Source organism: Roseovarius sp. SCSIO 43702 (assembly GCF_019599045.1).
Classification (GTDB): domain Bacteria; phylum Pseudomonadota; class Alphaproteobacteria; order Rhodobacterales; family Rhodobacteraceae; genus Roseovarius.
Window position 1 is genome coordinate 2,621,961 of sequence record NZ_CP080623.1, and the last position, 25,418, is coordinate 2,647,378.

Sequence of the window (25,418 nt, forward strand, 5' to 3'; positions counted from 1 at the left end):
CCGAGCATGAGAACCAGATGCCGAGGTTACTTGAGCGCCCGTCGATTCTACAATCGCCGGATCCGTCTAGGGGCGCGAGAAAAATCGCGCCGTCCGTCTCACGTCTCCGCGGTTTTCCTGCCCCCTGCCGCGCGGCGGAAGATGCGGGTGACGATGACGAAGAAGAGCGGCACGAAGATCACGCCGAGCACCGTGGCCGAGATCGTGCCGCCGAGCACGCCCGAGCCGATCGCCGTGCGCCCGCCCGAGCCCGCGCCGGTGCTGAGGACCAGCGGCAGCACGCCCAGCGAGAAAGCCATCGAGGTCATCAGGATCGGGCGGAAGCGCTGTTCGGCCGCGATCGCCACGGCGTCGATGATGCGCTCGCCCTCCTCGTATCGTTCTCGGGCGAATTCCACGATCAGGATCGCGTTCTTGCCCGTCAGGCCGATCACCGTGAGGATCCCCACCTGGAAGAACACCCCGTTCTCGAACCCGCCGAGCCACGCACCGACGAGCGCGCCCAGCACACCGATGGGCATGGCGAACATGACCGCGAAGGGGATGGACCAGCTTTCGTAGAGCGCCGCGAGCGACAGGAACACCACGGCGAGCGACAGCGCGTAGAGCAGCGGCGCCTGGTTGCCCGACTCGCGCTCCTCGAGCGAGAGGCCGGTCCAGGCGAGCGCGTAGCCGCTGCCGAGTTCGGCCACGATGCGCTCCATTTCGGCCATCGCCTCGCCGGTGGTGACACCTGGCGCGGGCGTGCCCTGAAGCTGCATCGAGGGCACGCCGTTGTAGCGGTAGAGCCCCTGCGCGCCGTATTCCCACCCGGCCTCGGAGAAGTTCGAGAAGGGCACGAGGCCGCCCATGGCGTTGCGCACCCGCCATTTGTCGATATCCGACGGCACGGCGCGGGCGTCGGGTTCGCCCTGGACGTAGACGCGCTTGATGCGGCCCTGGTCGATGAAGTCGTTGACGTAACGGCCCGCCCAGGCGATCTGGAGCAGTTGCGCCACGTCCTCGGGGGTGAGGCCCATCGCGCCGGCCTTGCGCCAGTCGATGTCGAGATTGAACTGCGCCGCGTCCTCGAGCCCGCTGGGACGCGCGGAGGCGATGAGCGGGCTTTGCGCGGCGGCGCCCAGCACGCGGTTGCGCGCCGCGACAAGGTCGGCGTGGCTCTGCCCGCCGCGGGCCTGGAGGTAGAAGTCGAAGCCCGAGACGTTGCCGAGCTCGATCACCGAGGGGGGCACGATGGGAAAGACCTGCGCATCGCGGATCTGGCTGAAGGCGCCGAAGGCCCGGCCGGCGACGGCCTGAACGCTCTGGCCCGGTTCCTCGCGCTTCTTCCAGTCCTCGAGCTGCACGAAGGCGATGCCCATGTTCTGGCCGCGTCCCGCGAAGCTGAACCCGACGACGCCGAACATGGATTTGACCACCCCCTCCTCGGCCACGAGGAAATGATCCTCGACCTGTTCGAGCACGTCGAGCGTGCGTTCCGCCGAGGCGCCCGTGGGGGCCTGGATGAGGGTGAAGAGGATGCCCTGGTCCTCGTCAGGCAGAAACCCCGTGGGCGTGCGCGCGAAGAGCGCGACCATGACGCCCACCAGCACGAGATAGACGACGCCCACCCGGAAGGGCCGCCGCACGCTCCAGCGCACGGTGCCGGTATAGCCGCTGGTGAGCGCCGCGAACCCGCGGTTGAACCAGCCGAAGGGCCCGCCCTTGCGGCCATGCGCCTCGACATCCTTGGCCTTGAGCAACGACGCGCAGAGCGCGGGTGTCAGGGTGAGCGCGACCACGACCGAAAGCGCCATGGCCGAGACGATGGTGATCGCGAATTGCTGGTAGATCACGCCGGTCGAGCCGGGGAAGAAGGCCATCGGCACGAAGACCGCCGAAAGGACGAGCGCGATCCCGATGAGCGCGCCGGTGATCTGGCCCATCGACTTGTGCGTCGCCTCGCGCGGCGAAAGGCCCTCCTCTTCCATGATGCGCTCGACATTCTCGACCACGACGATCGCGTCATCCACCAGAAGCCCGATGGCGAGCACCATGGCCAGCATCGTCAGCGTGTTGATCGTGAACCCCGCCGCCGCCAGCACGCCAAACGTGCCCAGAAGGACGACCGGCACGGCAAGCGTCGGAATGAGCGTCGCGCGGAGGTTCTGGAGGAAGAGGAACATCACCAGGAAGACGAGACCGATGGCCTCGAAGAGGGTCTTGACCACTTCCTTGATCGAGATCTCGACGAAGGGCGTGGTGTCGTAGGGGATCACGTAATCGACACCCTCGGGAAAGAAGGCCGCGAATTCCTCGAGCCGCTCCTTCACCGCCTCGGCGGTGTCGAGCGCGTTGGCGCCCGAGGCGAGGCTGATCGCCATGCCGGCCGCCGGATCGCCGTTGAACCGCGCGATGGTGGCATAGCTTTCGGCGCCGATCTCGACCCGCGCCACGTCGTCGAGCAGCACGAGGCCGCCATCGGTCTCGGAGCGCAGGACGATCTGGCGGAAATCCTCGGGCCGGCTCAGCAGCGATTGCGCGGTGATCGTGGCGTTGAGCTGCTGGCCCGCGACGGCGGGGCGATCCCCGAAGGCGCCGGCCGAGATCTGGGCGTTCTGCGCCGAGACGGCAGCCACCACGTCCGACGGGGTCAGCTCGAACGCGGCGAGCTTCGACGGATCGAGCCAGATCCGCATGGCGTATTGCCCGCCGAAGACGTTGACCGACCCGACGCCCTCGATCCGACTCAGCTCGTCCACGAGGTTCGAGACCATGTAGTCGGCGAGATCGACCTGTTCGAGCGCGCCATCGGTCGAGATGAGGCCCACGACCATCAAGAAGCCCGCCGAGGATTTCTCGACGGTGATGCCCTGCCGCTGAACGGGTTCCGGCAGGAGCGGCGTCGCCCGGCTCAGCTTGTTCTGGACCTGCACCTGGGCGATGTCGATGTCGGTCCCCGTCTCGAAGGTGAGCGTGATCTCGGCGCGGCCCGCGGCGGTGGAGTTCGAGGAGAAATACCGCAGGCCGTCGAGCCCTGTCATCTGCTGCTCGATCACCTGCGTCACGGTGTTGGCGACCGTGCTGGCCGACGCGCCCGGATAGGTGGCGGCGACCGATACCGAGGGCGGCGCGATCTGCGGATACTGCGCCACCGGCAGGAGCCGGATCGCGAGAAGGCCCACGCCCATGATGAGGATCGAGATGACCCAGGCAAAGACGGGGCGGTCGATGAAGAAACGGGGCATGTCAGGCCGGTCCTCGCGCGGGGATCATTGCTCTGCGGTCTCGGGCGCGGACTGCGCCTCCGCGTCGCCCCCGGGCTCGGCGTCGGCATCGGCAGCGCCGCCCGCCTCAGGCGCCGCACCGTCGCCATGGGCTTCGGCGCGCGGCTCGGGGGTCACGGTTCCGCCCGGCGCGGTCTTCTGGAACCCGGCGACCATGATGCGTTCGCCCGGTTCGAGCCCGGCCTCGAGCACCCAGTCGCTGTCGCGATCCTGGATGATCTCTATGGCGCGCTCCTCGACCGTGTCGGCGTCGGTCACGACCCAGACGATGGGCCGCCCCCGCCGGTCGCGCTGCACCGCCTCCTGCGGGACGAGGATGACATCCTCGGCCTTTTCCACCGGCATCTCGACCTGCACGTACATTCCCGGCAGCAAGAGAAGATCGGGGTTGGCGAACTGCATCCGAAGCGTCACCACGCCGGTTTGCGGGTCCACCTTGGGCTCGGCCGCGTTGAGCCGCCCGGTATGGGCATAGTCGGTCCCGTCGGCCAGCGTGAGCCGCACCGTCCCGTCCGCGCCCGCAAGCGCCTGCTGCGTCTCGCCCCGCCGCCAGCGCAGAAGCTCGGCCGCCGATTGCGTGACATCCACGTAGACCGGATCGATCCGCCGGATCACCGCAAGCGGCTGCGCCTGGCTCGCGGTGACGAGCGCGCCCTGGCTCGTCTGCGAAAGGCCGATGCGGCCCGAAAGGCGCGCGCGGATCGTCGTGTGCGACAGTTCGATCTCGGCGGCGTTGAGCTGCGCACGCGCGAGCTGGAGCCCCGCCGCCGCCTCGTCACGCGCGGCGATCGCGTCGTCGAGGGCGCGTTCGCTCACGATGTTGCCGGCCTGCAATTCCTGCAGCCGCGCCGCCTCGCGCGCGGTGGCACCCGCCTGCGCCTCGGCCTGCGAGACGCGGGCGCGGGCCTGCTCGACGGTGGCCTCGTAGCTCGCCGGATCGATCCGGTAGAGCGCGTCGCCGGTCTCGACCTCGCCGCCCTCCTCGTAAAGGCGCTCGATGACGATTCCGTTCACCTGCGGGCGCACCTCGGCCTCGGCCGAAGCCGCGACACGGCCGGGCAGCGTGGTGGTGAGCGTGACGTTCTGCGGCTCGACGGCGATGACGGTGACGGCGGGAGGCGGCGGCGCACCTTCCTGCGCGTGGGGGGCAAGCGGCACGAGGGCCACGAGGAGGAACGAGAGCAGACGGGCGAGTCGGGACATTGCGATCCTCGCATGGGGACGACGCGAAGCGGGCCCGCGCGGATCGGAAACGATGCGTGCGGCGGCGGCGCCGTCGGCGTGAACGGACGGGTCTGGGCGTCACGTTGACCATGTATCGCAAGCAAGAGCAAGCCCGCACCACGGCCGATGGCCGGGGCCCCGCGCGAAAACGCCAGCCCGCAAGGGCTGGCGCTTCGACAGGGTCATGACCTGGAACGGTCAGTCCTTCCACTCGGGAAGTGCCTTCATCTCGTCCTCGGTCATGTCCACGATCATGCGGTCATTCTCGCGCGAGATCTGGTCGAGATTGATGACCACTTCCTTCTCGCCGATGCCGAGGAAGCCGCCCACTTCGGCGGAAACGGCCATCGCCTTGCCGTCGCGGGTGAAGAGCACGTCCTCGATCTCGCCGATCTTGTCGCCGCCGGTGGTATAGATGTCTGTGTCCTCGATCTTCTCGACCGTGGTGCCGAAAGGTTCGATGACGACCTTGTCGAATTCCACGAGGTCGGTCGCGGATTGCGCGGTGGCGACCCCCGCGATGCCGGTGGCCATGATTGCGGCGAGTGCGGTTGTGGTGAGCGTCTTCATGTCGTTCCTCCTTTGCGTGTCGGTGACAGTTGCAAGGCCAACGGCCACCGCGCGCGCATGTTCCAGCGGCGTGGCGCAGAATCTCCGGGCACGGCGCGATGCCGCTCAGCGATGCCGCTCACCGGACGCGCGGAGCGGTCGCGAAGGGCGCGTTTCGCTTGGCCCTTGCGCCTCTTCTCCCAGCCGGTCGAGCCAGGCCCGGCCCAGCCGCGCGGTGGTGGCGGCGAAACCGGGGGCGAGCTTTCGCGGCTCGGGGGCCTCGATGTGGCTGCCGATCCACGCCAGAAGCGCCATGCGACGCAGCATGACGAACGTGTCGATCTCGGCCTCTTCCCCGGGCGAGAGGTCGCGGACCGAGCGGTAGCCCCGGACCCATGCGGCCTTGATCGCCGGGATGCGGGGGTCGTCCTCGATGAAGCTGATGGCGGCCGCGAAATCGTAGAGGAACCAGCCCCAGCCACAATCGTCGAAGTCGATGAGGCGCGTGCCGCCCTCGTCCACCAAGAGGTTGGCGAGGCGCATGTCGGCATGGATGAGGTTGAAGCGGTCGGGCGGCCGGCCGAAGGCGTCGAGCCGCGCGCGCACCCTCTGCTCGACGCGCTCCAGCACCTCGCGGATCTCCCCGGTCACTTCCGGCGCGTCGCGCCAGTCGCCCCAGGTGGCGCGGGGGCCGAACACCGCCTCGGCGTCCCAGGTGAGACGCTCGAACCGGGCGGGTTTCTCCCAGTGCAGGACATGCGCGTGACAGCGCGCCGCGATGGCGCCGAGTTCCTCGAATCCCGGCGTCAGGTCGCCCCTCTCGTCCGGCGCGGTGCCCTCCACGAAATGAAACAGCACCATGTGGCGTGGCGCATCGAGCCCCTCGGCGCGGCCCGTCTGGATCGGGTCTCCGTTGCGGCCCGGATAAAAGCCCGGAGTCGTGACCACCCCCGACGCGCCGAGCGCCTCGAGCCAGGCCAGCTCGCATTCGATGGCGCGGCGGCTGTGGTAGTTCTCGCGATGGATGCGCAGGACGGCCCGGAAGCCGCCGGCGCCTTCGACGAGATAGGTGGCATTCTCGGCCACGTTGAACAGTCGTGCAGTCGCCCCCTCCGGCACCGCGTCCCAGAGCGGCAGCGCGGCTTGCGCCATTTCGCCCAGATGGCGCAGAAGTTCTGCCAGCGGCATGTCCGGCGTCGACATCTCGTCTCCCGTCACGTCTTTCGCGGCCTCGCTATACAGACCTCTGCCGTCGCGGCCTAGATCCCCCCGAACACGGCCTCTCCCGCCACGTATGTCGCGACCACCCCGATCTCGTGGATCCGCTCGGGCGGACAGGTGAAGATGTCGGTGTCGAGGATCGCGAAATCGCCCAGCATCCCCGGCACGAGCCGTCCCTTGAGATGCTCCTCGCGCCCCGCGAAGGCGCCGAGCGTGGTGTAGGCTTCGAGCGCTTCGTGCACGCTGACCGCCTGGCTCGCGTCGAGCGATGCCCCCGACGACGTGACGCGATTGACCATCGAATGGATGCCGCGCATCGGGTTCGGGTGGCAGACCGGCGCGTCGGAATGGCCCGGCGCGATCACGCCCGCGTCTATCATGTCGCGGTGCGGCCACATGTGGCGCATCGCCTCGGCGCCCCGGTTGGCGATGTAGGCGTCGCCCAGATCATAGGCAAAGCCGGTGGCCGACGAACAGATCACCCCCATCCGCTTCAGCCGGTCGAGGATCGGAGGCGTCACGTTGCAGCAATGCTCGACCCGCATCCGGTGATCGTCGCGCGGATGCGCGTCGAGCGCGGCCTGGAACCCGTCGAGGACGAAGTCGATGCCCCGGTCGCCCACCCCGTCCGCACCCACCAGCAGCCCCGCGCCATGCGCCTGCGTCACCCGCTCGTTGAAATCGCCCTGTTCATAAAGAAGCATCCCGCAATTGTTCTCGGGCTCACCCAGCACGCGCTGGCCGACATAGGGCGTGTAATAGGCCGCCGTGCGCCCCGAGGTGGAGCAATCGGGGCACCATTCGACCCCGGTGAGGCGGATCCACTCGTCGCCCATGCCCGTGCGCCAGCCCGCGCGGATGATGGAGCGGATGAGCTCGTCCTCCCGCCCCGAGGCGAGAAGCCCGACGCGCAGGCGCAGGTCGCCCGCCTCGCGCATCATCTGGTAGGCCTTGATCCCGTTGGTCGAGGCGAGAGAGTTGTGCACCGAGGTGATGCCGAACCCCGCGAACCGGTCGAAGACCTGTATGAGGCCGCTCGCGAATTGTTCGGGAGTATAGCCGTCCTGGATGTGGTTCACGACCTCGTGCGCCGCCGTCTCGCGCAGAAGCCCGGTGAGGCGGCCCGTCGCGGGATCGCGGTCGAGCTTGCCGAAGGGCGGGTCGGGGCTGTCGTCGGTATAGCCCACCGCCGCCATCGCCGCGCTGTTGACGAGGCCCAGATGCGCGTCGCGGCGATAGATGAAGACCGGGTTGTCGCCCGCCGCGGCATCGAGTTCCGCAAGCGTCGGATAGCCGCCCATCCGCGTGTCGTCGAAGCCGAAGCCCACGAACCATTCGCGCGCCGGCTTGCCGCGCAGGTCGCGGCGGATGAGGCTCAGCAGGCCCTCGCGGTCGGGACGCAGCTCGCCCAGGTCGATCCAGCGGCCCAGCCGCGCGCCGTGCATGTCGGGGTGACAATGGCTGTCGATCAGCCCCGGGATGACCGTGCGCCCGCCACAGGCGATCACGTCCGCGTCGGGCGCGAAGGCGCGGATGTCGGCGGTGGCGCCGGTCGCCACGATCCGCCCGCGCGAGAGGGCCATCGCCTCGGCGAACTCGCCCTCGCGCCGCATGGTGGCGATCTTGGCATCCACCACGATGGTATCCACGCGTTCCGATTGCATGATCCGTCTCCTTCCCAGGTCGGCGGGAGCGTGGCACGGAGACGCCCGGTCGGGCAAGGGGAAGGATCAGGCGAGGCGCGACAGGAACCCGCGCAGGGGCGCAAGGAAGAGGTCGGGCCGCTCGACAAGACCCAGGTGCCGCAGCCCCGGCAGGATCACCACGTCGGCCTCGTCCATCTCGCCCGCGATGGCCCAGCTCATCGCCGGGGTCGAGCCGATATCGTCCTCGCAGGTCATGACGAGCGCGGGATGGCGCAGCCGCGGAACCGGGCGGATCAGTTCGGTCACACCTTCCGCCAGCACGCGGCGGGCGGCGGCGTAGCCCTGGGGATCACAGGCCAGCACCGCCTCGCGCACGCGGGCGACGCGCTCGGGTTCGGCGTCGCGGAAATCCTCGGTGAACCACCTTGCGAGCGCCGCGTCGAGCGTGGCGGCGGGGCCGCCCTCGGCGCTCGCGCGGGCCTGCGCCTCGACCTTGCGCTGAAGTGCCTCGCCCCGTTCGTGCGGCGAGTTGAGGATCGCGAGGCCCGAGACGCGGTCCGGGTGGTCCATCGCCACGCGCCGGTTGATCATCCCGCCCAGCGAGAAGCCCACCAGCGCCGCGCGCGCGATGCCCGCCGCGTCCATCAGCGCCGTGACCTGCGCGCCGAGCGCCGCCAGGTCGAGCGCGCCTTCGGGCGGCGCGCTCTCGCCGTGGCCCGGCAGGTCATAGCTCAGGACGCGGTAATCGCGCGCGAGCTGCGGCGCGATCCGGTCCCATGTGACCGCGCGCGACAGCCCGAGCCCGTGGATCAGGACCACCGCCGGTGCGCCCTCGGGCCCGGCGAGATCATGGGCGGTGGCCACCGTCACGTCAGGTTGAGCGCCCATCCGAACCCCTCCTTCAGCGTGCGTTTCGCGAGGTCTCCGGCCTAGACACCCGCGGGGTTGTCGACGTCATGGCCCATCTCGCGCAGGTCGGCATAGCGGTCGCCGATGCGATGATTGGGATGTCCGCCGATCGACGCGCCCAGTGCCACGACGATCTCGTCATCGGCGGGGGCGTCGGGAATGACCGTGTGGATCGTCTGGTAATGCGAGCGTTTCCCGCCATCGTCCTTGTGCATGAGCGGGATGACGAGCGCGGTGCCCGGTCCGCCGCGCGTGTTCGAGAAGACGAGGTAGGATTTCGCGCCCACCGCCTCGCGATAGCGGTTGCCGAACCAGAGCGAATGGGTCAGGCCCTGCCCGTGCTCGTTCTCGCCGCCGATGCCGGTGACGGACGCCTTGCCGTATCCCTCGAGCCGGTCGCCCGTGACGGTGAGGATCATGTCGGTCAGCATCTGGCCCAGCACGGGGCCGTGTTCGCGGATCTCGGGGCCCAGGTCCTCCACGTGGCCGCGCCCGAACCACGGGTTGCGGATGATCGCCATGGCAGCGACGAGCGTGGTGGGCTCCGCCACCTCCTTCCAGCCTTCCTTGTGCGTGGTCTGCACGAGGGTCAGCGTGCGGCGGATCTCAACCGGCATGGGCCATCTCCTTCGCGTCGGCGAAGGCGGGCATCACCTTGTCGATGAAAAGCCGCAGCGAGCGTTTCTGTTGCTCCATGTCCATGCCCATCGAGGCGTAGTAGATGAACGCGTCCACGCCCAGCGCCTCGTAGGCGCGCAGCTTCTCGGTGACCGTCTCGGGATCGCCGAAAAGGAGGTTTTCCTCGAGCATCGCCGGATCGACACGGGCATTTCCGTCAAGCTCCTCGAGGGGGACTTCCTCGGGGAAGCCGTTCACGACCTCGCCCTTCTTCATCATCAGGTTGCCGAACTGCGCGAGAACGTGACGGATGCTGCGCAGCGCCTCCTCGCGGTCCTCGCTGGTCTCGTAGACCGCGCTGTGCCGCATGAGCGCCCAGGTCCCGTCAAAGCCCTTGCCGTGCTTGGCGACCGCGTCGTCGAGCCGCTGGCGATAGGTCTCGGCCTCGGCCATGGGCATGGTGAGCGGCCAGCTCATGATGTTGCAGCCGTGCTCGACCGCGTAGTCGAAGGTGATGGGCGCGCGCGCGGCGACCCAGACCGGCACGCGCTCCTGCACGGGCTTGGGGCAGGACGTGGCGGTGGGGAACTGCCAGAACTCTCCGTCATGGGCGTAATCGCCCTCCCAGAGCTTCTGCACCACCGGTAGCATCTCCTGCATGTAGCGCCACGAATCGCGCTGATCGAGGCCCGGCTTCATGCGGTCGAACTCGCGCTGGTAGGCACCCGAGCCGATGCCGAACTCGAGCCGGCCGTCGCTCAGCAGGTCGAGCAGCGCGGCCTCGCCGGCAAGGTTGATCGGGTGCCAGTAGGCGGCGTTCACCACGCCCACGCCAAGGCGGATGCTGGACGTGTGTTCGCCCCACCACGTCAGCATCTGGAACGGATTCGGCGCGATGGTCATCTCGATGGCGTGGTGTTCGGCCGCCCAGGCGATCTCGAACCCGGCCTCGTCGGCCATCTTCACCATCTCGAGCGTGTGATCGCGCACCGCCTTCATGTCGGTCTCGGGGCTCATCCGCTCGAGGTTGATGGCAAGGTGGAATTTCATCGCGCGTCTCCTTTCGTCATCTCATCTGGAAGGGGTTGGACATCGGCGTGTCCGAGGTGTTCATCCACACGGTCTTGGGGCGGGTGTAGTCATAGACGGCCTGGAACCCGCTCTCGCGGCCATGCCCCGACGCCTTCACGCCGCCGAACTCGGCGATGGGCGAGACCGCGCGGTAGGTGTTGACCCAGACGATCCCTGCCCGCACGCCGCGCGACATGCGAAGCGCGCGCGCGCCGTCGCGGGTGAAGATGCCCGCGGCCAGCCCGTGCTCGGACCCGTTGGCGAGGGTGAGCGCTTCGGCCTCGGTGCGAAAGCGCAGCACGCTCAACACCGGGCCGAAAAGCTCAGTATCCACGATGGCGAGGTCGGGGCGCGGACAGTCCACGATCGTCGGTTCGAAATAAAGGTCGCTCCCCTGCCCCGCGGCGCGCTTGCCGCCGCAAAGGACGGTCGCGCCCTCCTCGGTGGCGCGGGCGATGTTGGCCTCGATCGTCTCGACCTGGCCCGGCGTGCAGAGCGGTCCCATCTGCGTCGCCTCGTCCATCGGGTCGCCCAGCCGCACCTCGCGCGCGATGCCGGCCATGCGCTCGAGGAACGCGTCGGCCACATCCTCGTGCACGACAAGCCGCGAGCCCGCGACGCAGGACTGTCCCGAAGCCCCGAAGATGCCCGCCACCGCGCCGTTGACCGCGCTTTCGAGATCGGCGTCGTCGAAGACGATGAAAGGCGACTTGCCACCCAGCTCGAGGCTCACCTGGGCAAAATTCGAGGCCGAATTCATCAGCACGTGCCGCGCCGCCACCGGCCCCCCGGTGAACGAGATCCGCGCGACGAGCGGATGCGAGGTGAGCGTGCGCCCGCAGGGATCGCCGTGCCCGGTCAGCAGGTTCACCACCCCGTCGGGAATGCCCGCCTCGGCAAAGAGCCGCCCGAACTCGAGAAGCACCGCGGGCGCGTGTTCCGAGAGCTTGAGCACCACCGTGTTGCCGGCGGCGAGCGCGGGGCCGAGCTTCACCGCGGTAAGGAAAAGCTGGCTGTTCCACGGCACGACGCCCGCCATCACGCCCAGCGGCTCGCGGCTGGTGAAGACGAACATGTCGGGCTTGTCGATGGGCAGGGTGTCGCCCTGGATCTTGTCGGCGGCCCCCGCGTAGAAATGGAAGAATTCGCTGATGTATTTCGCCTGCCACCGCGTCTCGGCAAAGAGCTTGCCGGTGTCGCGCGTCTCGATCTCGCCCAGGCGCTCGGACTGATCGGCCAGCAGATCGCCCAGCCGGCGCAGGCAGCGCCCGCGCTCGGTCGGCGTCATCCGCGCCCAGGGCCCCTCGTAGCAGGCGCGGTGGGCGGCGCGCACGGCGCGGTCCACGTCCTCGGCGGTGGCCTCGGGCACGCTGGCCCAGACCGCGCCGGTGGCCGGGTTCATCGTGTCGAAGCGCGCGCCGTCGCCCGCATCGACCCACGCGCCGTCGATCAGCATCTGGTAGGTTTTCGTCACTGTGGATACCCTGTTCGTCGCATCGGCGCGGACAATCGCACAGCGGATCAATTCTTGAAAATGAAATGTTTCGCTTTACAAGTTCGGAAACTTCGAATTTGGAGCCCGTCCCGATGAACATCACCTCGCTGCGCACCTTCATCGCCATCGTCGACACCGGAAGCCTCGTGCGGGCGTCGCAGGTGCTCCATGTCACGCAATCCACCGTGACCGCGCGGCTCAAGACGCTCGAGGACGCGCTGGGCCAGCAGCTCGTCAACCGGCAGAAATCGGGCGTCACCCTGACGCCCGCGGGCACCAAGCTGCTGCGCTATGCGCGGATCATGACGGGACTCTGGCGGCAGGCGCAATACGAGACGGCGCTTCCGGCCGGGCTGAGCTCGGTCTGTACCTTCGGCTGCGACCGCGAGCTCTGGCACGGGCCGGGACGGGCCTTCTTCGACGGGGTGGTGTCGGGTCATCCGGACATGGCCGTCTCGGTCCAGCAGGGCAGCGGGCGCGACCTCGAGGACTGGCTTGCCTCGGGACAGGTGGACGTGATCCTGACCTACGACGCCATCACGCGCGGCAACCAGACGGTGCATCCGCTCCCGCCCGAAGAGCTTGTCCTCTACTCGGACCGGCCCGAGACGCCCATCGACTCCGATCCGCGATATGTCTTCGTCGATCACGGCGAGGAGTATCGCCGCCAGCATGCCGAGACCTACCACGATGCCGGGATCGCGCGGATCAGCTTCGACAGCTCGTGGTGGGCGCTGCAATTCCTGCTCGAGCGCGGCGGCTCGGCCTACCTGCCGCGCGCGCTGGCCGCGCCGCATGTGGAACGGGGCGCGCTCCACGTGCTCGAGGCGCCGGTCTACCTGCGCAAGAAGAACCTGATCGTGACCGACACGGCGGCGGAGAACTGGCCCTGGTTCGACGCGCTGGTCGAGACGCTGAAGGCGCCCCTGCACGCCTGATCCACCCGGCCGGGCTCGGCAGGGGGCACGCCCCCTGCATCATCCGGGGCGCGGCTTACTTCTCGGTGTCGTCCATCTTCGAGGCGTTCAGATGCGCGTAGTTCTGTTCGCCCACGCGCTCCAGCAGGTCGAGCTGCGTCTCGAGGAAGTCGATATGTCCTTCCTCGTCATAGAGAAGCTGGTCGAAAAGGTCCTTCGAGGTGTGATCGCTCACGCTCGCGCAGTATTCCCGCGCCTCGGTATAGAGCGCGCGCGCCTCGATCTCGGCGGCGAGGTCGCATTCGAGCGTTTCCTTGGGCGTCTGGCCGATGCGCAGCGGATCGAGCTTCTGCAGGTTCGGGTGGCCCTCGAGAAAGATGATCCGCTCGATCAGCTTGTCGGCGTGGTTCATCTCCTCGATGCTTTCCTCGCGGCTCTTCCGGGCCATCGCGCCGAGGCCCCAGTCCTCCTGAAGCTTGTAGTGGACCCAGTACTGGCTGATCGCCGTCAGCTCGCTGCGGAGTGCCTTGTTGAGGTATTCAATGACTTTCTTGTCGCCCTGCATATCTCTTTCCCTGTGTTGCCGGGGCCCGCAGGCCGCGGAGTTCCATCGGTATCTCGAGGTTATCGTTTCTGCGCATGGTGGCAAGGAAGAGCGGCATGCATCCGCCACAATCGGCCCGCTTGCCCAGCGCGCGATAGACCTTGCCTGCGGTGACGAGTGTCGCGGGGTCCGAGGCACGCATCCAGTCGATGGCGGCGTCGATGTCGCGGTCGGTGATGTTCTGACAGTGGCAGATGATCATGCGTGTGCGTCCCGGCCCCGCATGGAAATCATTTCGTCAGGATGAGCTTGCCCGCGCGGGTGATGCGCAGGGTATAGAGCTGATCGCCGAGCTGGATGCGCGCCTGGTCGCGCCCCTCGGTCAGGTCGGTGGCCTTGTAGACCGGAAAGCTCTCGACGGGCGGATTGGTGGTCTGCTTGATCATCATGGCGGTATGCTCCCTATGTCGCTCGGGGGCGTCGAGATGGTCGAGCACGGTCTCGAGGCCGAGGCCCGTCATCTCGCAGCCGATCACGGCATCGAGGATCTCGGTCCGCTCGCTCTGCGTCGCTCTCATTCGACGTGTCCCTGTTCGGCGCTGGCATCGGGCTTGCGCGGTCTGCTGAATCTGGCGTCCGGCTGGCCGCCCCGTGCGGGGTGGCGTGGCTGACGAGTCTTTTTCTGATTTATTTGCTCAGGTATGTCAATCCGGGTTTTTCACTCGGGCTTTTTTCCGCCCTCGAGAAGCTCGAGCACGGCGCGCGCGGCGGCCTCGGCGCCGGGCCGCGCCTGCATCGCGCGCGACGCCGCGCCAAGGCGGTCGCGCATCGCCCGGTCGGCCAGAAGCCCTTCGATCGCCGCGCGCAATTCTGCCGCCTCCCAGCCCCGCCGGACCATGTGACGGCCCGCGCCCACCGCCTCGGCCCGCTGCGCGTTGTCATGCCCGTCCCAGCAATAGGGCATCACCAGCGACGGCACCCCGTGATAAAGCGCCTCGCAGAAGCTGTTGTTGCCGCCGTGATGGATGAAGAGCGCGGATTGCGCGACGACCGAAGGCTGCGGAAACCATCCGGCGAGATGGACGTTGTCGGGCACCGCGTCGAACGCCTCGATGAAGGCGCCCACATTGACCAGAAAGCGCGCCTCGATGCCCGCGAAAACCTCGATCATCGCCTGCGTCAGCGCCGTGTCGATGGCGCCGAGGCTGCCGAAGCTCATGTAGACGAGCGGACCCTCGGTGCCCGCCGGAAAGGCGGGCGGGTCGAAGCGTGCCTCGTCGCGCACGCAGCCCTCGAGAAAGACGAAGCGCTCGGGCGGCAAGGGGGCCGCGCGCGGATAGCGCACGATGCCGGGGGCGAGCAGGAGGTTGAGATGCGGCGACGTCTCGAGAAAGCAGCCCTCCGGCAGGGGCGCGAGCCCGTGGCGCGCCCGGAACGCGGCATAGCGGTCATGCGGGGCCCGGGTCGCGCGTATGTATGCCGCTTCGAACGCGGCGCGGGCCCCGGCATCCTCGGGCGGAAGGCCCGAAAGGTAGGGTGGCACGTTCGGGTCCGGTATCTCGGTCTCGGCGCAGGACACCACCCGCACCCAGGGCACGCCCGCCGTCGCGATGGCGGGAAACATGATCACGTTGTCGAGCAGGATCGCGTCGGGCCGGATCCGCTCGAGCAGCGCGGCCAGCCCCGCCTCGGCGGCCTCGACCGTATCGACGATCGCCTCCCACGTGGGCGCCACGTAAGTCGGAAGCTGCGCCACCGGGTCGAGGTCGAAATGCGGCAGGTGGGTTGTGATGAAGCCCTGCCAGTAGTCATCGGCCTCGCCCGGCCCGTCGCCACCCGCCGTGTCGGGCAGATGGTATTCGCGGAAGCCGTATTCGGCGAAGACACCGGTGAAGCCCGGATGGCAGATGAAGACCGGGCGCGCGCCCATGCGCCGCAACTGCTGGGCAATGCCCACGCAATTGAGCGCGGCACCGAAGCTCGCCTCGGGGAAGAGCGCGATCACCGGCCCGCTCATCGGCGTGCCCCCCGCTTCATCGGGGCGAAGCCGCGCGTGGCGGCCTCGGTCCGGCGCGCGCGCGACCGGCGCAGGTGCAGCACCATGTGATCGGCCGCAAGTTCGAACTGGCCCCGCTCGAGCGCGTCGAGAATGTCGAGATGCTCGCCCAGCGCCTGGCGCAGGCGGAACTCGGGGATCGTGGTGTCCTTCTGGGTGGCCTGGCGCAGCCGGTGATGGGTGAGCAGGGTGCCCCGCAGGAACCGGTTGCGGCAGCTTTCGGCAAGCGCGCCGTGAAACTCGCAATCGAGGCGCAGGAAGCCCTGTGCCGTGAGCGCGACCGGCCCGCTTTGCAGCAGGTCGTCGATCTGACCGCGCAGCACGTTCGCCCGCGCCGGATCGAGGGCGAAGCCGGGCGCGAGGATCGCCTGCGGCTCGAGCGTGAGGCGCATCGCGTAGCTGTCATCGATGGCCTTGGGAGAATCGAACATCGGCTGAAACGCCCAGGCCCGGCCCGGAAGCTGCGCGACGATCCCGTCCCGCGACAGTATTTTTAGCGCATTTAATACCATGTGACGTGACGTGCCATACCGCCGCGTCAATCCGCTCACCGACTGCACGTCGCCGATCCGCCGCTCGGCCCGGTCCGCCAGGATGCGCGCCGCGAGCGACCCGTCCTGCGCGTCGAGCGCGCTCGCGACCCGCGCCAGGTCGTCGGGTTCGGCCCGGCGCAGGAAATACCCCTCCTCTTCGCGCCATTCGAGAATCTGCTTGCTTTCAAGCAGCTTGAACGCTGCGCGGATGGGTGTCCGCGACACGCCGCAGGCGGTCGAGAAGCGCTGCTCGGGCAGGTGGTCGCCCTGCCTCAACCCCTCTTCGAGCACCACGCCCAGCACCTGCTGCGCGAGCGCGATGTGGTTTTGCCTTGCGTTGCGCCGGGTCTCGGCCATGCCCCTCACCCTTTGCCGCCCAGGCCGGGCCCCGGCGGGCGTCGGACAGAACAGCGAATACAAGTTGACGTATTTTTTCAGTCAAGAATACTTACTGCATAACGGTCAACAAGAACCGTGCCAAATCATTTCGCGAACGCGCCCCGCCCGGGCGCCCGCGGGTCCGACAGACGAATGGAGGTTTCGACCCATGATCCGACAAAGTTTCACCGCCACGGCCACCCTCGCGCTGGGCCTCGCGGCGCTGCCCGCGATGGCCGCCGATCTCACGGTCTCGAACTGGGACGGCTACATGGCCCCCGACGCGATCGAGAGCTTCAACGAAGAGACCGGCCACGACGCCGAACTTGTCCTGCACGCCACGAACGAGGAGATCATGGGCAAGCTCATCGCCTCCAAGGGCAAGGGCTATGACGTGGTGTTCGTCTCCTCGCCCTTCGCCGAGGTGCTCCACAATCTCGGCCTCGCCGAGGAGCTCGATCACTCGAAACTTCCCAATCTCGAGAACCTCTACGAGGAGGCCACCCGGCTCGAACACGATCCCGGCAACCAGTTCTCGGTGCCCTACGCCTGGGGCACGACGGGCCTCTGCTATCGCTCGGACCTCGTGGACGAGCCGGAAAGCTGGATGGCGCTGCTGCAACCCTCGGACGACCTCAAGGGCAAGACCACGATGCTCGCCACCGACCGCTGGCTTCTGGCTGCGGGGCAGTTGGCCAAGGGATATTCCGTCAACGAGACCGACCCCGACAAGATGGCCGAGGTGCGCGACCTGCTCATCGACGCCAAGGGCACGCTGCTGGCCTATGACGACACGACCTTCTACGCCAAGCTCGTGTCGGGCGAGGCCGAGATGGTCCATGCCTGGGACGGCTGGTGCAACTACGGCATCGCCGAGAACCCGGACATCAGGTACACGATCCCCGAAGAAGGCTCGGACCTCTGGGTCGACACGATGGTCATCCTCAAGGCGTCCGAGAACAAGGACGCGGCCTATGACTTCGTGAACTACATACTCGGCGCCGAAACCCACCGCTGGGCGGCCGAGAACATCCTCTACAAGGTGCCGAACGAAGCCGCGATGGAGGGGCTCGACCCGTCGCTCATCGAGACGTTCCCCAACATGGGGATGAGCCCCGCCGAGATGATGCAATACGAACAGCTCCGCGACGTGGGCGAGGCGCAGCGCGACTATTCCCGCACCGTCTCGGAGATCAAGGCGGCGAACTGAGCGCGCCTTGACCAGAGCGGCCGGCGCGCTCTCCCCGCGCCGGCCCCACCCTGCCACCGTCCTTTCGCGTGTGTGATCCGTAACCGATGCAAGACCGCAAGCCGCTCACCCTCATGACACCGGCGCTCGTCTGGCTGAGCGCCTTCATGGTCGTGCCATGCCTTCTGATCCTCGCGCTGGCCTTCTTCCGGCGCGGCCTCTACGGCGGGATCGACTACACGCTGACGCTCGAGAACCTCGCGCTGGTGGTCGATCCGCTCTATGCGTCGATCTTCCTGAAATCGGCCTGGATCGCGGGGCTCGCGGCGCTCATCGCGGTGGTCATCGGCTATGCCGCCGCCTATGCCATTGCCGCCATGCCCCGCCGGCATCAGCCCTGGCTTCTCTTTCTCGCGGTGCTGCCCTTCTGGTCCAACTATCTCGTGCGGACCTATGCCTGGATCGTGCTCCTGAACCGCGAGGGGCTCATCACCGGCCTTGCCCGGTGGATGGGGTTCGAGGGCGAGTTGCCCAAGCTTCTCTATACCGAGCCCGCCGTCGTGGTGGGACTGGTCTACAACTACCTGCCCTTCGTGATCCTCGCCTGCTACGCGCCGCTCTCGCGTCTCAACCCCGAGATCGAGGAGGCATCGCGCGACCTCGGCGGCTCGGGCTGGACCACGTTCCGGCGCGTCACCCTGCCCATGACGGTGCCGGGCATCGCCACCGGCTTCGTCTTCGTCTTCGTCCTCTCGATCGGCAATTTCGTGACGCCCGCGCTGCTGGGCGGCGGACAGTTCCAGATGATCGGCAACCTCATCTACGCGCAGTTCCTGACCGCGAATGACTGGCCCTTCGGCGCGGCGCTGTCGATGGTGCTCATCGCGATCATGATGGTCCTGCTCACCGCCCAGACCTACGCGGCCGAGCGCGGCTCGGGCGCGCGGCGCGAGGAGGGCTGAGATGAAATCCGCGCCCCTGCCCCTCATGCTCACGATCCTCGGGCTCACCTTCGCGTTCCTCTACGTGCCGATCTCGGTCCTCGTGGCGCTGTCGTTCAACGAAAGCGGGTTGCCGACCGCCTGGACCGGGTTTTCCGTCAAGTGGTATGGCGAGCTTCTTCGCAACGGTGACATCCTCAAGGCCGCGGGCAACACGCTCATCGTGGCGCTGGCCTCGACCCTTCTCGCCACGCTCCTCGGCACGCTCCTGGCCGTGGGGGTCGAGATCCGGCGGCGCAAGGGCCGGTTTCTCGAGACCATCATCTTCGCGCCGATGATCATTCCCGACATCGTGCTGGCCATCGCGCTGCTAAGCTTCTTTTCGCTCCTGAACGTCACCATGGGGCTGCACACGATCATCGTGAGCCACGTGGTCTTCAACCTCGCCTTCGTCTGTGCCGTGGTGCGCGCGCGACTGAAAAGCTTCGACTGGTCCATCGTGGAGGCTTCGGCGGACCTCGGCGCGGGGGCGGTCACGACGCTGCGGCGCGTCGTGCTGCCGGTGCTCAGCCCCGCGGTGATCGCGGGCGCGCTGCTGGCCTTCACCCTCTCGGTGGACGAGTTCATCATCGCCTTCTTCACCGCGGGGGCGGGGCGCGATTCGATCACGCTTCCGATGCAGATCTTCGCCATGATCCGTTTCGGCGTCACGCCCGAGATCAACGCGCTCTCGACCATCGTGATGGCGCTCTCGGTCGTGATGCTCACGCTGTCGCAGCGTCTCAACCGCGGGAGGCTGCCGGGCCAATGACCGAACCGCTTCTTGCACTCGATCGCATCACAAAGGATTTCGGCGCGGTCCGCGCGGTGGACGGGGTGAGCCTCGACATCGCCGAGAACGAATTCTTCGCACTTCTGGGCGCGTCCGGCTCGGGCAAGACCACGCTCCTGCGGATGCTCGCCGGGTTCGAGACGCCGACAGAGGGCGAAATCCGGCTGGACGGCCGCGACATCTCGCGCGTGCCGCCCAATCACCGGCCGGTCAACCTCATGTTCCAGTCCTACGCGCTTTTCCCGCATATGAGCGTGGCGCAGAACATCGCCTACGGGCTCGAGATGGAGCGCCTGCCGCGCAGCGAGATCAGGGCCCGCGTGGACGAGATGCTCGAGATGATCCAGCTTGCCCCGCTGGCCCGCCGCAAGCCCGATCAGCTCTCGGGCGGTCAGCGGCAGCGCGTGGCGCTGGCGCGCGCGCTGGTCAAGCGGCCGCGGCTCCTGCTTCTGGACGAACCGCTGGGCGCGCTCGACAAGAAGCTGCGCGGCGCGATGCAGCTCGAGCTGAAGCGCATCCAGGACCAGTTCGGGATCACCTTCATCGTCGTCACCCACGATCAGGAAGAGGCGCTCGTGATGGCCGACCGCATCGCGATCCTGAAGGATGGCGCGCTTCTCCAGTGTGGCACGCCGCGCGACATCTACGAGCGTCCCGCCAGCCGCTTCGCCGCCGACTTCATCGGGGTGATGAATTTCCTGCCCGCCCGCGTCGACCGGGGTGCCCTCGTGGCGCGGGACGGCACCCGCATCGCGGCCTCCCTGCCCGAGGGCGCCGGCGAGGGCAGCGAGGTCGCCGCCGCGATCCGGCCCGAGCGTCTGCATCTCGGTGCGGAGGGGCACGACAACGGCGTGACGGGCCGTCTCGTGGCGATGGCCTATCACGGGCTTGACCTGCAACTCCATCTCGAGACCCCGCTCGCGCCCGAGCCGCTTCTCGTGCGGCTGACCGCGGGCGAGGCCGAGGGGCGCGAACTGTCCGAGGGGACCGAAATCACCGTGGGCTGGTCCGCCCGCGACACCCGCGTCTTCAAGACCTGATTAACCAATGCACCGACGTCATACCGACGTGGATACCGACATGGATACCGACGCCGAAAACCGACAGGAGAGAGACCATGGCACAGAAAACCTTCGCATTCTTCCCCGAGGCCGCCTTCGGCCCCGCGCTCAATTCCGTGGGCATCGCCCAGGCCGTCGAACGGATGGGTCACAAGGCCGTCTTCCTCAGCGATCCGGGCTTTGTCGAGGTCTACGAGGGCTACGGCTTCGAGGCGCATCCCGTGGCCCTGTCCGAGCCCATGCCGCCCGAGAAGATGGCCAAGTTCTGGGAGGATTTCATCAACTCCCATATTCCCAATTTCCGCAAGCAACCCATTGATCAAATTGACAATTACGTCAAGGAATGCTGGGAGGCGATCGTCGACAGCGCCAAGTGGGCCGAGAAGGACCTGCCCGGTGTCCTGGCCAGGATCCAGCCCGACGTGATCTCGGTCGACAACGTGATCCTGTTTCCGGCGATCAAGCAATACGGCGTGCCCTGGGTGCGGATCATCTCCTGCTCCGAGAACGAGATCGAGGACGAGGCGATCCCGCCGCACCTGTCGGGCATGTCCGAGGACGACACCGAGGGACACGCGAGATTCCGCAAGAAATTCAACGAGGTAATCAAGCCCATCCATGACGATTTCAACGAGTTCCTGAAATCCACCGGCGAGGATCCCTACCCCTTGGGCGAGTTCTTCGAGCCGTCCCCATACCTTAACCTGCTGCTCTATCCCGAGCAGGTGAAATACGATCGCGCCAAACCGCTCGACCCCGAGAAGTTCCAGTATCTCGAGGGCTGCGTGCGGCAGGATGAACCCTACGAGGTTCCCACCTTCGAGAAGAACAACGACGGCCCGCTCCTCTATGTCTCGTTCGGCTCGCTCGGGGCGGGCGACACGGACCTGATCAAGCGGATCATCGACGTGATCGGCAACTCGCGTTACCGCGCGCTGGTCAACGTGGGCGACTACATGGAGGAGTATGGCGAGACCCCCGGAAACGTGCACCTGGCAAGCTGGTATCCGCAGCCCTCGGTCATCCCGCAGGTCGATGTGGTGATCCACCACGGCGGCAACAACTCCTTCACCGAATGCCTCTATTTCGGCAAACCCGCGATCATCATGTCCTATGTCTGGGACGGGCACGACAACGCGATGCGGGTTCAGGAAACCGGCCACGGCTTCCGCATGGACCGCTATGACTGGTCCGAGGACGATCTGAAGGAAAAGATCGAAAAATGCCTTTCCGACAAGGAGATGCAGGCCAGACTTGAGAAGACGTCGGCGCATATGCAGGCGCAGAACGGTCAGGAGAAGGCCGCGCGCCTGTTGATCGACCTCGCGGAGAAAAAGGGATGACGAAGCTCGACTCCTCGGCCCCGCATATCCACGGGGCCACCACCTTTGACGATCTCGTGGACTGGGGGCCGCAACCCGACATGCTCGAGGGGCAATCGCATTCGACCGGGCGGCTTCTCTACAAGGGTCCGGGCAACTCGCCCGAGACCGGCATCTGGGTCTGCACCCCCGGGCGCTGGCGCCTGAGCCTGCCGCGCGACGAGTTCTGCCATTTCGTCGCCGGTCGCGCCACCTATCGCTCGGACAGGGGTGAAGAGATCGAGGCAACCCCCGGAACCTGCGTGCTTTTCCCGCAAGGCTGGTCCGGCGAATGCGAGGTGCACGAGACCTTGCGCAACATCTACATGCTGACCTGAAGGAGGCCCGTAATGACAACGACACCCGTGATGCGAAACCCGCTCGACGTGACCGACACGGTGGACTGGGGGGTCATCCCCACCATGATCGAAGGCGAAAGCCGCACCTCCGGCAAGGTGCTCCACAAGGGACCGAACGGCGAAAGCGAATGCGGCCTGTGGATCTGCACCCCCGGAAAATGGGAGTGCCACGTCACCTCGGACGAGTTCTGCCATTTCCTCGAAGGGCGCTGCACCTATGTTCATGAAGAAGGTGAGATCATCGAGATAACTCCCGATACCGCCGCGTTTTTTCCGAAGGACTGGAAAGGTTTCTGCACGGTCCACGAGACCGTCAAGAAGGTCTACATGATCCGCTGACCGAAAGGAGGGCGCCATGACCGGCATGACCGATCCGCGCTACTATCTCTGCCCCCGCTACCATTCCAGCGACGGGCCGTCCCGCGACGTCATCGACCCTGCCACGCTTGCGCGGGTGGGCGGCCGGGCGGAGGTGACCGAGGACGAAATGGCCGGGGTGCTGGCACGTCTCAACGCGGCCCAGGAGGGCTGGGCTGCGACCGATGCCAAGAGCCGCGCGCAGGTTCTCCACCGCCTTGCCAACCGGATCGAGGCCACGGACGTGACCGACTGCGCCGTCCTGATGAGCCGCGAGATGGGCAAGCCTTATCCCGAGGCCATCGGCGAGGTGGCGAACTGCGCGCCGGTCTTTCGCTACTTCGCCGAAATGGCGCGGGACGAGGCGGGCAAGGTCGCGGGCACCACGCAGACCGGATCGCTGCAATACGCGCGCTACGAGCCGCTGGGGGTCTCGGCGCATATCATGCCGTTCAACTTCCCCATCCTGCTCATGTGCTGGACGGTCGCGGCCTCGCTCGCGGCCGGAAACGCCTGCGTGATCAAGCCGGCGGAAGCCACGACGCTCTCGACGCTCAAGTTCATGGAGGTCTTCGACGACCTGCCCGCGGACCTCGTCGCCTGCCTGCCGGGCGGCGCCGACCTGGGCCGCGCCTTGGTCGAAAGCCCGCACACCCATGCCATAGCCTTCACCGGCTCGGTCGCGGGCGCCAAGGCGGTGGCGCAGGCCGCGGGCGCGCGCCTCAAGCCCGCCGTGATCGAGGCCGGCGGATCCGATCCGATGATCATCAGCGCCTCCGCCCCCCTCGACGTGGCGGCGGCCGGCGCGGTCACGGGCGCGTTTCACATGTCGGGCCAGGTCTGCACCTCGACCGAGCGCATCTACGCGGTGGACGCAGTGCATGATGCCTTCGTCGAGGCCTTCGCGGCCGAAACGGCGCGGCTGCGCATCGGCAACGGCCTCGAGAAATCCGAGATCGGCCCGCTGGTCAGCGAAGCCGCGCGCGACAAGGTCGAGACGCTGGTGGCCGACGCGCTCGACAAGGGCGCGACGGCCGTCTGCGGGGGGCGGCGGCCGGCCTCGCAGAATACCGGCTGGTTCTACGAGCCAACGATCCTCACCGGCTGCACGCCCGAGATGGACATCCTGCATCACGAGGTCTTCGGCCCCGTGGTCGCAGTCGTCCGCGTGCCGGATTTCGACGCCGCGATCGCGGGGGCCAATGCGTCGCCCTTCGGGCTGGGCGCGTCGATCTTCACCACCGACCTGGCCGAGGCGCACGAGGCATCCGAGCGGTTCGAGGCGGGCATGGTCTGGATCAACAATCCTCTCATCGACAACGATGCCCTGCCCTTCGGCGGCTGGAAGTCCAGCGGTCTCGGGCGCGAGCTGGGGCGCATGGGGCTCGACGCGTTCCGCCGCACCAAGATGGTGATCCTCGATCACAAGCCCGTCCGGCAGGACTGGTGGTATCCCTATCCCGACGACTGGTTTCTCGAGGGGGGCGGCCGGAGCCATGTCTGACGCGGCGTCCCGTGCGGCCCGCTTTCGGGAGGCGGAGCGCGACCCCGTGTGGTTCGCGGCCCTTCCCGCGCGGCCCTGCACGGCGCTTGACGGCGACGTCGAGGCGGATCTCGCCATCGTCGGGGGCGGTTTCACCGGACTCTGGACGGCGCTCGATGCGCGCAGGAGGTGGCCCGAGGCGCGGATCGTCATGCTGGAGGCGGCGCGCTGCGGCCAGGCGGCGAGCGCGCGGAACGGTGGGTTCTGCGCGCCGAGCATCTCGCACGGGGTGGGCAACGCGCTCGCCCGATGGCCGGACGAGGCGGCCACGCTGATCCGGTTGGGACGCGAAAATCTGGACGCGATGGAGGCCGACTTGGAACGGCTGGGCATCGACGCCGATTTCGCCCGCCCCGGCAAGCTCACCGTTGCGGCTCGGCCGTGGCAGGTGGCGGGCCTGCGCGAGATGGCCGGGAGCTATGCCCGCTTCGGCATTGAATGCCGCTTGCTCGAGGGGCGCGCGCTGGCCGAGAGGCTCGACAGCCCGGCCTATGCCGCGGGGCTTTTCGAGCCGAACTATGCGCTGGTGCATCCGGGCAAGCTGGTGGCCGGGTTGAGGGATGCCGCGTTGTCGCAAGGCGTGGAGCTTTTCGAGGAAACGGCCGTGACCGCGCTTGCGCGCGAGGGCGAGCGCATCCGGTTGACGACACCTACCGGGACAATGCGCGCGGCGCGTGTCATGCTGGCCACCAACGCGGCCGAGCCGCTTTTGCGGGGGTTGCGCCGGGCCATCGTGCCGATCTTCGACTACACGCTCGTCACCGCGCCGTTGAGCGAGGCACAACTCGCCCGGACGGGCTGGACCGGCGGGCACGGGATTGCCGATAGCGGCAACCAGTTCCATTACAGCCGCAAGACCGCCGACAACCGCATCCTCTGGGGCGGCTTCGACGCCGTCTACCACAAGGGGAGCCGCCGCGATGCCACGCTCCTGAATCGGCCTGAAAGCTACGAGCGGCTTGCGGCGAATTTCGACAGGGTTTTCCCGTCGCTCTCGGATGTGAGGTTCGAATATGCCTGGGGCGGCATCATCGACACGTCGGCGCGCACGACCTTCTTCGCGGGCACGGCCCATGGCGGCAGGGTGGGCTACGCGATGGGATTCACGGGCCAGGGGGTTTCGGCCACGCGGTTCGGGGCGCTCACGGCTCTCGACCTGCTCGAAGGGCGCGAGACCGAGCGGACCGCGCTTCGCATGATCCGCCGCCCGGTGCGCTTCCCGCCCGAACCGGGGCGGTCGCTTGCCATCCGCCTCGCGCAGCGCGATCTCGCACGGGAGGATCGCACCGGGCGTCGCTCCCTTTTTCTTCGGGCTATGGATCGGTTCGGGATCGGGTTCGACTCCTGA

General features: G+C 67.6%; 24 protein-coding genes. 10 read left to right on the top strand and 14 right to left on the bottom strand.

Annotated features, from left to right (window positions below; genetic code table 11):
* Positions 1-98 precede the first annotated feature (98 nt).
* The 9 genes from K1T73_RS12990 to K1T73_RS13030 all read right to left on the bottom strand — a co-directional run bounded on the left by K1T73_RS12990 (position 99) and on the right by K1T73_RS13030 (position 11,960).
* The gene (locus K1T73_RS12990; protein WP_220601107.1) at positions 99-3,227 is read right to left on the bottom strand and encodes an efflux RND transporter permease subunit; all 3,129 of its coding nucleotides are present in this window, start codon (positions 3,225-3,227) and stop codon (positions 99-101) included.
* A gap of 24 nt (positions 3,228-3,251) precedes the next feature.
* A complete protein-coding gene (locus tag K1T73_RS12995; RefSeq protein ID WP_220601108.1) occupies positions 3,252-4,469 on the bottom strand; it encodes an efflux RND transporter periplasmic adaptor subunit in 1,218 nt (405 codons plus the stop codon).
* Positions 4,470-4,688: 219 nt separating this feature from the next.
* On the bottom strand, positions 4,689-5,060 hold the full coding sequence (locus K1T73_RS13000; protein ID WP_220601109.1) for a PRC-barrel domain-containing protein: 372 nt from the start codon (positions 5,058-5,060) through the stop codon (positions 4,689-4,691).
* Between the two features lie 105 nt (positions 5,061-5,165).
* The gene (locus K1T73_RS13005) at positions 5,166-6,242 is read right to left on the bottom strand and encodes a phosphotransferase enzyme family protein (protein ID WP_220601110.1); all 1,077 of its coding nucleotides are present in this window, start codon (positions 6,240-6,242) and stop codon (positions 5,166-5,168) included.
* A 56-nt stretch (positions 6,243-6,298) separates the two neighbouring features.
* A complete protein-coding gene (locus K1T73_RS13010; protein ID WP_220601111.1) occupies positions 6,299-7,924 on the bottom strand; it encodes an amidohydrolase in 1,626 nt (541 codons plus the stop codon).
* Between the two features lie 66 nt (positions 7,925-7,990).
* A complete protein-coding gene (locus tag K1T73_RS13015; RefSeq protein ID WP_220601112.1) occupies positions 7,991-8,794 on the bottom strand; it encodes an alpha/beta fold hydrolase in 804 nt (267 codons plus the stop codon).
* A gap of 41 nt (positions 8,795-8,835) precedes the next feature.
* Positions 8,836-9,432: an amino acid synthesis family protein gene (locus K1T73_RS13020; protein ID WP_220601113.1), complete on the bottom strand. Its 597-nt coding sequence runs from the start codon at positions 9,430-9,432 to the stop codon at positions 8,836-8,838.
* Positions 9,422-10,483 (bottom strand): LLM class flavin-dependent oxidoreductase, encoded by a 1,062-nt coding sequence (locus K1T73_RS13025; protein WP_220601114.1) that lies wholly within the window; start codon positions 10,481-10,483, stop codon positions 9,422-9,424. The genes K1T73_RS13020 and K1T73_RS13025 overlap by 11 nt, the downstream gene beginning before the upstream one ends.
* Before the next feature lie 16 nt (positions 10,484-10,499).
* Positions 10,500-11,960 (bottom strand): aldehyde dehydrogenase, encoded by a 1,461-nt coding sequence (locus K1T73_RS13030; RefSeq protein WP_220603744.1) that lies wholly within the window; start codon positions 11,958-11,960, stop codon positions 10,500-10,502.
* Positions 11,961-12,091: 131 nt separating this feature from the next.
* Between K1T73_RS13030 and K1T73_RS13035 the strand changes: the two genes are divergently transcribed.
* Entirely contained in the window at positions 12,092-12,937 is an 846-nt protein-coding gene (locus tag K1T73_RS13035) for a LysR family transcriptional regulator (RefSeq protein WP_220601115.1), read from the top strand.
* Between the two features lie 55 nt (positions 12,938-12,992).
* Here K1T73_RS13035 and bfr read toward each other — a convergent pair whose 3' ends face one another.
* The 5 genes from bfr to K1T73_RS13060 all read right to left on the bottom strand — a co-directional run bounded on the left by bfr (position 12,993) and on the right by K1T73_RS13060 (position 16,406).
* A complete protein-coding gene (gene bfr, locus K1T73_RS13040) occupies positions 12,993-13,481 on the bottom strand; it encodes a bacterioferritin (RefSeq protein ID WP_220601116.1) in 489 nt (162 codons plus the stop codon).
* Positions 13,456-13,722, bottom strand: coding sequence for a bacterioferritin-associated ferredoxin (locus K1T73_RS13045; protein ID WP_220601117.1), 267 nt, complete (start codon positions 13,720-13,722; stop codon positions 13,456-13,458). Before K1T73_RS13045 ends, bfr begins: the two co-directional genes overlap by 26 nt.
* A 28-nt stretch (positions 13,723-13,750) precedes the next feature.
* Positions 13,751-13,906 carry a hemin uptake protein HemP gene (gene hemP / locus K1T73_RS13050; protein WP_409077747.1) on the bottom strand — a complete coding sequence of 52 codons (156 nt, stop codon included), beginning with the start codon at positions 13,904-13,906 and terminating at the stop codon, positions 13,751-13,753.
* 272 nt (positions 13,907-14,178) lie between these two features.
* A complete protein-coding gene (locus tag K1T73_RS13055; RefSeq protein ID WP_220601118.1) occupies positions 14,179-15,477 on the bottom strand; it encodes a glycosyltransferase in 1,299 nt (432 codons plus the stop codon).
* Complete coding sequence (locus tag K1T73_RS13060) at positions 15,474-16,406, bottom strand: GntR family transcriptional regulator (protein ID WP_220601119.1); 933 nt, start codon at positions 16,404-16,406, stop codon at positions 15,474-15,476. The genes K1T73_RS13055 and K1T73_RS13060 overlap by 4 nt, the downstream gene beginning before the upstream one ends.
* Positions 16,407-16,596: 190 nt before the next feature.
* Here K1T73_RS13060 and K1T73_RS13065 point away from each other — a divergent pair, with 190 nt between their 5' ends.
* The 9 genes from K1T73_RS13065 to K1T73_RS13105 all read left to right on the top strand — a co-directional run bounded on the left by K1T73_RS13065 (position 16,597) and on the right by K1T73_RS13105 (position 25,418).
* Entirely contained in the window at positions 16,597-17,637 is a 1,041-nt protein-coding gene (locus K1T73_RS13065; RefSeq protein ID WP_220601120.1) for a spermidine/putrescine ABC transporter substrate-binding protein, read from the top strand.
* A gap of 86 nt (positions 17,638-17,723) precedes the next feature.
* Positions 17,724-18,578 (top strand): ABC transporter permease, encoded by an 855-nt coding sequence (locus K1T73_RS13070; protein WP_220601121.1) that lies wholly within the window; start codon positions 17,724-17,726, stop codon positions 18,576-18,578.
* Position 18,579: 1 nt separating this feature from the next.
* Positions 18,580-19,368, top strand: coding sequence for an ABC transporter permease (locus K1T73_RS13075; RefSeq protein WP_220601122.1), 789 nt, complete (start codon positions 18,580-18,582; stop codon positions 19,366-19,368).
* On the top strand, positions 19,365-20,429 hold the full coding sequence (locus K1T73_RS13080; protein ID WP_220601123.1) for an ABC transporter ATP-binding protein: 1,065 nt from the start codon (positions 19,365-19,367) through the stop codon (positions 20,427-20,429). Before K1T73_RS13075 ends, K1T73_RS13080 begins: the two co-directional genes overlap by 4 nt.
* A 77-nt stretch (positions 20,430-20,506) precedes the next feature.
* Positions 20,507-21,793, top strand: a complete 1,287-nt coding sequence (locus K1T73_RS13085) for a glycosyltransferase (protein WP_220601124.1) — start codon at positions 20,507-20,509, stop codon at positions 21,791-21,793.
* On the top strand, positions 21,790-22,149 hold the full coding sequence (locus K1T73_RS13090; RefSeq protein WP_220601125.1) for a cupin domain-containing protein: 360 nt from the start codon (positions 21,790-21,792) through the stop codon (positions 22,147-22,149). The genes K1T73_RS13085 and K1T73_RS13090 overlap by 4 nt, the downstream gene beginning before the upstream one ends.
* A gap of 12 nt (positions 22,150-22,161) precedes the next feature.
* Complete coding sequence (locus K1T73_RS13095; RefSeq protein ID WP_220601126.1) at positions 22,162-22,509, top strand: cupin domain-containing protein; 348 nt, start codon at positions 22,162-22,164, stop codon at positions 22,507-22,509.
* Between the two features lie 16 nt (positions 22,510-22,525).
* Entirely contained in the window at positions 22,526-24,031 is a 1,506-nt protein-coding gene (locus K1T73_RS13100; protein WP_220601127.1) for an aldehyde dehydrogenase, read from the top strand.
* On the top strand, positions 24,024-25,418 hold the full coding sequence (locus K1T73_RS13105) for an FAD-binding oxidoreductase (protein ID WP_220601128.1): 1,395 nt from the start codon (positions 24,024-24,026) through the stop codon (positions 25,416-25,418). Before K1T73_RS13100 ends, K1T73_RS13105 begins: the two co-directional genes overlap by 8 nt.

Bases quoted from the DNA above. Each gene is read 5' to 3' on its own strand.
- K1T73_RS12990 (WP_220601107.1), bottom strand. From the start codon at position 3,227: ATGCCCCGTTTCTTCATCGACCGCCCCGTCTTTGCCTGGGTCATCTCG.
- K1T73_RS12995 (WP_220601108.1), bottom strand. From the start codon at position 4,469: ATGTCCCGACTCGCCCGTCTGCTCTCGTTCCTCCTCGTGGCCCTCGTG.
- K1T73_RS13000 (WP_220601109.1), bottom strand. From the start codon at position 5,060: ATGAAGACGCTCACCACAACCGCACTCGCCGCAATCATGGCCACCGGC.
- K1T73_RS13005 (WP_220601110.1), bottom strand. From the start codon at position 6,242: ATGTCGACGCCGGACATGCCGCTGGCAGAACTTCTGCGCCATCTGGGC.
- K1T73_RS13010 (WP_220601111.1), bottom strand. From the start codon at position 7,924: ATGCAATCGGAACGCGTGGATACCATCGTGGTGGATGCCAAGATCGCC.
- K1T73_RS13015 (WP_220601112.1), bottom strand. From the start codon at position 8,794: ATGGGCGCTCAACCTGACGTGACGGTGGCCACCGCCCATGATCTCGCC.
- K1T73_RS13020 (WP_220601113.1), bottom strand. From the start codon at position 9,432: ATGCCGGTTGAGATCCGCCGCACGCTGACCCTCGTGCAGACCACGCAC.
- K1T73_RS13025 (WP_220601114.1), bottom strand. From the start codon at position 10,483: ATGAAATTCCACCTTGCCATCAACCTCGAGCGGATGAGCCCCGAGACC.
- K1T73_RS13030 (WP_220603744.1), bottom strand. From the start codon at position 11,960: ATGCTGATCGACGGCGCGTGGGTCGATGCGGGCGACGGCGCGCGCTTC.
- K1T73_RS13035 (WP_220601115.1), top strand. From the start codon at position 12,092: ATGAACATCACCTCGCTGCGCACCTTCATCGCCATCGTCGACACCGGA.
- bfr (WP_220601116.1), bottom strand. From the start codon at position 13,481: ATGCAGGGCGACAAGAAAGTCATTGAATACCTCAACAAGGCACTCCGC.
- K1T73_RS13045 (WP_220601117.1), bottom strand. From the start codon at position 13,722: ATGATCATCTGCCACTGTCAGAACATCACCGACCGCGACATCGACGCC.
- hemP (WP_409077747.1), bottom strand. From the start codon at position 13,906: ATGATCAAGCAGACCACCAATCCGCCCGTCGAGAGCTTTCCGGTCTAC.
- K1T73_RS13055 (WP_220601118.1), bottom strand. From the start codon at position 15,477: ATGAGCGGGCCGGTGATCGCGCTCTTCCCCGAGGCGAGCTTCGGTGCC.
- K1T73_RS13060 (WP_220601119.1), bottom strand. From the start codon at position 16,406: ATGGCCGAGACCCGGCGCAACGCAAGGCAAAACCACATCGCGCTCGCG.
- K1T73_RS13065 (WP_220601120.1), top strand. From the start codon at position 16,597: ATGATCCGACAAAGTTTCACCGCCACGGCCACCCTCGCGCTGGGCCTC.
- K1T73_RS13070 (WP_220601121.1), top strand. From the start codon at position 17,724: ATGCAAGACCGCAAGCCGCTCACCCTCATGACACCGGCGCTCGTCTGG.
- K1T73_RS13075 (WP_220601122.1), top strand. From the start codon at position 18,580: ATGAAATCCGCGCCCCTGCCCCTCATGCTCACGATCCTCGGGCTCACC.
- K1T73_RS13080 (WP_220601123.1), top strand. From the start codon at position 19,365: ATGACCGAACCGCTTCTTGCACTCGATCGCATCACAAAGGATTTCGGC.
- K1T73_RS13085 (WP_220601124.1), top strand. From the start codon at position 20,507: ATGGCACAGAAAACCTTCGCATTCTTCCCCGAGGCCGCCTTCGGCCCC.
- K1T73_RS13090 (WP_220601125.1), top strand. From the start codon at position 21,790: ATGACGAAGCTCGACTCCTCGGCCCCGCATATCCACGGGGCCACCACC.
- K1T73_RS13095 (WP_220601126.1), top strand. From the start codon at position 22,162: ATGACAACGACACCCGTGATGCGAAACCCGCTCGACGTGACCGACACG.
- K1T73_RS13100 (WP_220601127.1), top strand. From the start codon at position 22,526: ATGACCGGCATGACCGATCCGCGCTACTATCTCTGCCCCCGCTACCAT.
- K1T73_RS13105 (WP_220601128.1), top strand. From the start codon at position 24,024: ATGTCTGACGCGGCGTCCCGTGCGGCCCGCTTTCGGGAGGCGGAGCGC.